The sequence below is a fragment of the Ferranicluibacter rubi genome, from assembly GCF_011603255.1.
GTDB classification, from domain to species: domain Bacteria; phylum Pseudomonadota; class Alphaproteobacteria; order Rhizobiales; family Rhizobiaceae; genus Ferranicluibacter; species Ferranicluibacter rubi.
In genome coordinates this window covers 1-6,138 of sequence record NZ_JAANCM010000030.1, presented here as the reverse complement: position 1 = coordinate 6,138, position 6,138 = coordinate 1, and the positions used below count along the sequence as shown (strand labels likewise).

General features: G+C 65.0%; 5 protein-coding genes. 2 read left to right on the top strand and 3 right to left on the bottom strand.

What is annotated here, in order from left to right; translation table 11 throughout:
- Positions 1 to 680 precede the first annotated feature (680 nt).
- Together G8E10_RS25690 and G8E10_RS25685 are read right to left on the bottom strand one after the other, a co-directional pair.
- Positions 681 to 1,931 (bottom strand): DNA-packaging protein, encoded by a 1,251-nt coding sequence (locus G8E10_RS25690; RefSeq protein ID WP_167131260.1) that lies wholly within the window; start codon positions 1,929 to 1,931, stop codon positions 681 to 683.
- A gap of 250 nt (positions 1,932 to 2,181) precedes the next feature.
- Complete coding sequence (locus G8E10_RS25685; RefSeq protein WP_167131256.1) at positions 2,182 to 2,769, bottom strand: hypothetical protein; 588 nt, start codon at positions 2,767 to 2,769, stop codon at positions 2,182 to 2,184.
- A 255-nt stretch (positions 2,770 to 3,024) separates the two neighbouring features.
- Here G8E10_RS25685 and G8E10_RS25680 point away from each other — a divergent pair, with 255 nt between their 5' ends.
- Positions 3,025 to 3,333, top strand: a complete 309-nt coding sequence (locus G8E10_RS25680) for a putative quinol monooxygenase (RefSeq protein ID WP_167131254.1) — start codon at positions 3,025 to 3,027, stop codon at positions 3,331 to 3,333.
- 109 nt (positions 3,334 to 3,442) lie between these two features.
- Here G8E10_RS25680 and G8E10_RS25675 read toward each other — a convergent pair whose 3' ends face one another.
- Positions 3,443 to 3,910 (bottom strand): YcgN family cysteine cluster protein, encoded by a 468-nt coding sequence (locus G8E10_RS25675; protein WP_110799777.1) that lies wholly within the window; start codon positions 3,908 to 3,910, stop codon positions 3,443 to 3,445.
- Positions 3,911 to 4,201: 291 nt separating this feature from the next.
- Between G8E10_RS25675 and G8E10_RS25670 the strand changes: the two genes are divergently transcribed.
- A partial coding sequence (locus G8E10_RS25670; RefSeq protein WP_343289894.1) for a transglycosylase domain-containing protein occupies positions 4,202 to 6,138 on the top strand: 1,937 nt, incomplete at its 3' end.

Genomic DNA, 6,138 nt, shown 5'->3' with positions numbered 1-6,138 from the left:
CGACTGACCCTTCGCCCCGCGGCACAGTCCGCGGAACCTTTGTGCCCCTTAAGCGTTTTCGCCGCACTCAACCGTCGCGTTAAGGAGAGACCATGACCGTCAAGACGATTTCCCAGAGCCTTTTCGAACGCTTCGAAAACGAATGGCGCCAAATCCGCACCACAACCACCGCCCCCGCCAAGCCCGTTCCGGCCAGCGCGAAGTAGGCGATCGAGGTTGGTTCGGGAGTGACGAGAGGCGCACATGGGGTGCGCCTTTTTTCGTTTGTGGGACGGGTTTGGGGGGCAAAAAGAAAGGCCCTCTCTGCCCTGCCGGGCATCTCCCCCACAAGGGGGGAGAGGACTCGCGGGACGCCCTCAGCTTCAATCTCGAACGTTCCTTTTGAAGCAAGCGGCGAGCCCCAGGTCCTCTCCCCCCTTGTGGGGGAGATGCCCGGCAGGGCAGAGAGGGCCTTCCTTCCTTCCTCAGACCCCAAAACCACCACCGTCAGCCCCTCATCCGCCTGCCGGCACCTTCTCCCCGCAAGCGGGGCGAAGGGACACGCGGCATGGCTCCCGCCCCTATTGTCAGCCTTCGAGACAAAAGCGAGCGCTTGCGGCATATCCCTTCGCCCCGCTTGGCGGGGAGAAGGTGGCGGCAGCCGGATGAGGGGCCGCCCCGCCCGCAAACACCCAACACCATCACACCATCCGCAACCGCGGCTCGCCCCCGCCCTCCAGCATCAGCGCCGTCAGCGCCCAGACCAGCGCATCCAGCCGGTCCGGCGAGCGTCCCGAGGAGAGCCCGTCCGCACCGAAGTCGCACATCTGGTCCTCCAGCGCCGGAAACGCTCCCGCATGCACCACACGACCCTGCTCGTACAGAGCCGCCACCGGCTCGGCACGCAGCCACTTGCCGCGGCTCGCCCGAACGTTGGTGATCGGCAGGCGGGCGTCGATGCCGCGCAGGACCGCCGCCACCATGTCTCCACCCTGGTTGATCTCGGCAACAACACGGTCGGCGTCGAAGCGGCGGAAGGCCCGCACCACGGCCGCCGCCCAGCCGGCGGGGCTTGCGCCTTCCACCGAGCAATCCGCCAGCACCACCGCCCGTCCCCGCCCGTCGAGGCCCGCCACCACGATGCCGCAGCAGCTGTCGGCACCGGAGCCCGCCAGCGGATCGACCGCCACGACGATGCGGCCGAGCGGCCCCGTATCACGCAACGTCAGCGCCTCGATCGCCGCCCGGTTCCACAGCGCATCCTCCCGGTCGGCGATCATCTCGCCGTCGAGTTCCTGCCGCCCGAGCCGCGTGCCGCCATAGCGGCCGTCCATCGCCTTCAGGAAACCCGGCGCCAGATTGCCGGCATTGTCCTGCGTGCGGATGCGGCACGTCACCGTGCCGGGGTCGGCCATCAGCTTTTTCAAAAGCGGCACCGGCCGTGGCGTCGTCGTCACCATCATGCGTGGCCAGTCTCCCAGCCGCAGCGCGAATTGCAGCATGTCGAAGGTTTCCTGCGCGTGTTTCCATTTGCCCACCTCGTCCGCCCAGGCAAAATCGAACTGCGGCCCGCGCAGGCTTTCCGGATCCTCCGAGGAAAAGATCTGCGCCACCGTGCCGTTCGGCCAGACCAGCCTTCGCCGCGATACCTCGAAATCCGGGCGGTTGCGCCGGGCGATCCGGCAGATGCCCGACACGCCGTCGATCATGACCTCGCGGGCATCCCCCAGCGTCTCGGCCACCAGCGCAATGCGCAGGCCCGCCCTGGCGCCGGGGGCCGTCGCCAGCGCTTGCACCCATTCGGCCCCCGCCCGCGTCTTTCCCGATCCACGGCCGCCCATCAGCAGCCAGACCAGCCAGTCGCTGTCGGGCGGCTGCTGCTCCGGCCGGCCGGCAAAGGCCCAGTCATGGTAAAGCTGTAGAATGGCTGCCTGTGCCACCGGCACGTTCATCACCCGGTAAATCTGTTGCACGCCCTCAGCCGTCATTGCCTGCCCGTCGGCTTCGTTGGTTTTTCCGGTCTCGGCGGCGTCCGGCGCCATCGCTCCTTGCGCCACAGATCGGGTGGCAATGCCATCCGCCAGGCGGTCCAGCGGTAGGATCACCTTGGTCATTCGCTGTGTCGCCACGCCGCTGATGTCCCGCGTCGCGGCCTCCAGCAGCGCCGCAGCCCGCCCTCTCAACTTCTCGAGGCGGCGCTTTTCATGGCGGCTTTGGATCGGCATCGTCAATGCCGGCTGCGCCGCCCGCAGGGTCGACACGGCTGTCACCGGCGTCGCGCTGCCACTGCCCGAAGAGTTGTCGGGCCCGGGCCTCGGCACGCTCTTCGATCCGCTCCCGCAAGGCTTCGACCATCGTGTCATAATCGGATGTCTCCAGCTTGGCCTCGGCGTCCCTGCGTCGGTCGTCGGCGATCGTGCGTTGCAGCGTGTCGATCTTTTCCAGCGTCCGCACGATGACCGACATCGCCTCGATGCTCGCCTTGGCGTCGGCCTGCACCTGCTTGCGGTCGATCTCACCGTTGCCGGCCGCCTCCTGAGAAAGCGCCATATCGCGCAGCACCTGAAACCGCTGCATCTGCTCGCGCAACTCGCGCGTCATGATGTTCAGCATCTCCTGCAGCTCGTCGCGCGGCGCTGTCGCCGTCGCCTTGGTGTCCAGCACCACGATCCGGGTCGTGTCGCGCAAAGCCTGCCGTGCCTGCCGCTCCGGTCCGCCCGCCGCGTCATACGCGGGGGCGATTTCCCACGCGCCAAACAGCGCCAGATCGACATCCGGTTGCGAAATCATCATCATATCCTTGAGCTGAAGCAATCGGGAGCGTGCAGGCAAAAGCTGAAACAGGGATGCCTCATCCCGTTCCGCCTACTTCTCCGACCATACGCAAAACCTATCAAACGACCGTCACGCCGTCAAGGCTTATTTTCCTATTTCTAGAAATTAAAGAGCTGCCCCATTCGCACAGGCATCGTCCGGCGGCGCTTCGATGGACGACGCCGGGAAATTGCGTTAGCAATTATTCGAACGCGTTACGAGAGATCCCATATGGACAACAAAACAGGTCGGGTAAGGCTGTCCGGCTTTCTACGCTGCTCGTCGATGTCGGATGTGCAGATCGTCAAGCACCATCTTCCGGAGCACCTTCGTCTGACCAGCGCGGAACCGGGTTGCCTTTCCTTTGACGTTTCGCAGACAGATGATCCGCTGGTGTGGCGTGTCGAAGAACGTTTCGTGGACCGGACCGCCTTCGATTTTCATCAGCAACGCACGCGCGCGTCGGGGTGGTTCACCGCTACGTCCGCCATCGCGCGTGACTACACCATCTCGGGACTTGAACAGAATGAGCAGGAATAAGCGCAGGGGCCCTCTCCGGTCTCTGAACTGACTTCCGTCGAATAGGAATATATTCTATAAATCCCTTTGGAAGATCGAAAGTACCAACAGGATACGTTCTATAAATGATCTACCGTTCGCCGCACTCGCCCACCGTCGTCGGCCAGTCCGCCAGATAGTCCTCGAAGTCGTCGATATCGACGTCATCCTCGCTGACCGTGCGTCCGCGCGCGGAAATGCCGGCGGCGTGCACCGTTTCCGGGTCGCCGGACACCAGCGGATGCCACCAGTAGAGGTCCTCGCCGTCACGCACGAGGCGGTAACCGCAGGTGGGCGGCAGCCAGGGGAGTTCGCGCACCTCTTGGGGCGTCAGCTGGATACAGTCCGGCACGGTCGCCTGCCGGTTCGGATAGTCGCGACAGCGACAGGTGTCGCCGTCCAGCAGCGTGCAGCGGATCGAGGTCCAGGCGATCTCGCCCGTATCCCAGTCTTCCAGCTTGTTCAGACAACAGAGGCCGCAGCCGTCGCAGAGGCTTTCCCACTCCGCGCCGTTCATCGTCTCCAGTGTCTTGGTCTTCCAGAAAGGCATGTCGCCCATGGATCCGTCCTGCCATCCGTACCGGCTTCATCTATACCGAGACGCCGTCCCGCGCTAGGTAAGTCTGCATTTCCAGAATTTTAAGGCTGTTGCGACATATCCTCGTGGAAGGGAAAGCCGCTGCGTGGCAGTATAGCGCCATCCCGCGCGAAAAAAGCCTGCTTTCGCCAGCAGCCTGTGCGACATCGAAACACCGTGCGAGATTGAGGACGGTCCGAAGCGTTGACAAGCCCGAGCGACGACATTCCCGACACGACACCGCGCCCGGCACCACCGGAGGGCGCGGCGTCCGTGAGACCGGCTGAGCTTCCGAAGAAGCGCCACATCCTCCTGCGCGTCGACGCCTTCATCGATTCAACCGTCTGGCACACCGGTTTTCGCCTCGCCGAATGGTGGGAAGACATCACCATCTTCTTCCGCCGTTTTCGCGTGCGCGGCTGGAAGCGCGTCGTGTTCGAACTGCTCGGCGAAGGCATGACCTGGGGCACCGTCGGGGCCGTGGCTCTGCTCGCGCTGGCGCTGCCCGCCTTCCAGGAGACCAAGGGCAACTGGCTGGCGCAGAGCGATTTCGCCGTCACGTTCCTCGATCGCTACGGCAACGAGATCGGTCATCGCGGCATCATCCACGAGGACAGCGTTCCCGTGGACGAGCTGCCGGATACGCTGGTCAAAGCGGTGCTCGCCACCGAAGACCGCCGCTTCTTCGACCATTGGGGCATCGACTTCCTCGGCCTCACCCGCGCCATGACCGTCAATGCCCGCGCCGGCGGCGTCGTGCAGGGCGGTTCCACGCTGACGCAACAGCTCGCCAAAAACCTCTTTCTCTCCAACGAGCGCACCTTCGAGCGCAAGATCAAGGAAGCCTTCCTGTCCGTCTGGCTGGAGTGCAACCTCTCGAAAAAAGAGATCCTGCGCCTCTATCTCGACCGCGCCTATATGGGCGGCGGCACGTTTGGCGCAGCGGCGGCGTCGCAGTTCTATTTCGGCAAGGCCATCACCGATATCAACCTCGCCGAGAGCGCCATGCTCGCCGGCCTGTTCAAGGCCCCGGCCCGCTACGCCCCCCACGTCAACCTGCCGGCCGCCCGCGCCCGCGCCAACGAGGTGTTGACCAATCTCGTCCAGGGCGGGCTGATGACCGAGGGACAGGTGGTCGCGGCAAGGCTTCATCCGGCCAGCGTGGTCGATCGGGCCGAGGTCACCGCGCCCGATTTCTTCCTCGACTGGGCCTTCGACGAGGTCCAGCGCATCGCCGCCCCTTTCGCCCAGCATTCCCTCGTGGTGCGCACCACCATCGATATGGGCCTGCAGCAGGCGGCCGAAGACGCGATCGAATCCAGCCTGCGCCAGTATGGCGAAAGCTACCGCGTCAAACAGGGCGCGCTGGTGATGATCGAGAACGGTGGCGCCGTGCGCGCCATGGTCGGCGGGCGCGATTACGGCGAGAGCCAGTTCAACCGCGCCACAAAGGCCCTCCGCCAGCCGGGCTCCTCCTTCAAGGCCTATACCTATGCCGCCGCGATGGAAAAGGGCATGACGCCGGAGACGACGATCAGCGATGCGCCGATCACCTGGGGCCGCTGGTCGCCGCAGAATTACGGCCGCAGCTTCTCCGGCAAGGTTACGCTGCTCAGCGCCATCGCCCGCTCCATCAACACGGTGCCGGTGCGGCTTGCCAAGGATACGCTCGGCATTCCCCGCATCGTCGAGCTCGCCAAGGCTTTCGGCGTGGAAACGCCGATCCGCCCGGACAAGACCATTCCGCTCGGCACCTCCGAGCTCACCGTCATGGATCAGGCGACGGGTTACGCCGTCTTCCCCGCCGGCGGCCTGCAGTCGCGCCGCCACGGCCTCAGCCAGATCCTCAATTACGACGGCGATGTGCTCTACGATTTCAACCGCGATGCGCCCCCGGCCCAGCGGGTGCTCAGCGAAAAGGCCACGGCCTCGATGAACTACATGCTGACGCAGATCCCGATCATCGGCACGGCCCGCAAGGCTGCGCTGGACAACGGCGTCGTCGCCGGCGGCAAGACCGGCACCACGCAGTCCTACCGCGATGCCTGGTTCGTCGGCTTCACCGGCGATTATACGGCCGCCGTCTGGTTCGGAAACGACGACTACACCTCGACCAACAACATGACCGGCGGCTCCCTGCCCGCCATCGCCTTCAAGCGCCTGATGGATTACGCCGAGACCGGGATCGACCACCGCCCCATCCCCGGCAT